The organism is Mycobacterium sp. 852002-51961_SCH5331710, from assembly GCF_001665535.1.
Taxonomy (GTDB): Bacteria; Actinomycetota; Actinomycetes; order Mycobacteriales; family Mycobacteriaceae; genus Mycobacterium.
Map to the genome: position 1 here is coordinate 1 of NZ_LZSQ01000074.1, position 544 is coordinate 544.

General features: G+C 66.5%; 2 pseudogenes. One reads left to right on the plus strand and one right to left on the minus strand.

Annotated elements, in window-relative coordinates:
- Positions 1-480: pseudogene (locus tag A5752_RS12655) on the minus strand (hypothetical protein); the annotation flags it as partial.
- Between A5752_RS12655 and A5752_RS28295 the strand changes: the two are divergent.
- A pseudogene (locus A5752_RS28295) lies at positions 452-544 on the plus strand (hypothetical protein); the annotation flags it as partial. The pseudogenes A5752_RS12655 and A5752_RS28295 overlap by 29 nt on opposite strands.

Sequence of the window (544 nt, forward strand, 5' to 3'; positions counted from 1 at the left end):
GGTGATCCACGAATCCGGTTGATAGTCAAGGATTCTGTCCGAGAAGGTCCGTAGGGCATGCGGTATGTCGGTGACGGTGGGGACCTGTCGCAGATATTCGTGGCGGGCGGCCAGGCGCCCGGCGAAACCGCGCTGCCAACCGTCGATCATCGCCAGCGAGAACGCCCACGCGCAGGCCGTCGCCCATGTCGCCCAGGGCACGGCGCGCCACACCAGGCGTTGTGCGACCGTGGGTCCCCACAACACCGCGGCTGCGCCGATCACGACCGCCGGGACCGTGCCCCACCCGACGTGCGTGTTCCACCACCCGAAGATCGGCGCGGTGTCCGCGAACTGGTGGAAGCGCGCAGACGTGGCGTTGATCAGCGGTGTGACGATGCCCAGGTTCAGGTGCGGCACGACGAACGCGGCGACCACCAGCACCACGCCGATGGCGACCGCCACGATCTCCTTGCGACAGGTCCCCACCGTCACCGACATACCGCATGCCCTACGGACCTTCTCGGACAGAATCCTTGACTATCAACCGGATTCGCAGACCACC